General features: G+C 50.6%; 1 protein-coding gene. It reads left to right on the forward strand.

What is annotated here, in order from left to right:
* Positions 1-7: 7 nt before the first annotated feature.
* Positions 8-650, forward strand: a 643-nt coding sequence (locus ACTHUR_RS15075) for a GntP family permease (RefSeq protein WP_440399423.1), incomplete at its 3' end; no start/stop codon positions are given.

A 650-nucleotide genomic window follows, 5' to 3' on the forward strand; every position in this document is an offset into this window, starting at 1 on the left:
CTTCAAAATGGATGGATGGACTCAAACGCTGAGTGCCGGTACCTTGCTCGGTATCGCCGCGGCAGCGATTTTGCTAATCTTGATTTTGATTGTAAAACTGCGCGTTCATGCCTTGCTGACGTTGGTATTGGTCAGCCTGCTGACTGCCATCGTAACAGGTCTGCCTATGGGCAGCATTGTTAATGATGTATTGGTCAAAAACTTCGGCGGTACGCTCGGCAGCGTGGCGTTGCTGGTCGGTTTGGGCGCAATGCTCGGCCGTTTGGTGGAAACTTCCGGTGGCGCTCAGTCTTTGGCAGATGCGCTGATTCAGATTTTTGGTGAGAATCGTGCACCATTTGCTTTAGGCGTGGCTTCTTTGATTTTTGGTTTCCCGATTTTCTTTGATGCCGGCTTGGTGGTGATGTTGCCGATTGTGTTTGCAACGGCACGCCGTATGAAGCAGACCGTTCTGCCATACGCGATGGCGTCTATTGGCGCATTTTCGGTCATGCACGTCTTCCTGCCGCCTCATCCTGGCCCGATTGCTGCTTCTGAGTTCTATGGCGCAAATATTGGTCAACTGCTGATTTTGGGTTTGCCTGTTGCCTTGATTACTTGGTATTTCAGCGGCTATTTATTGGGTAAAGTTTTGGGTCGCAGCATTCATG

Source organism: Neisseria sp. P0021.S007 (assembly GCF_051956855.1).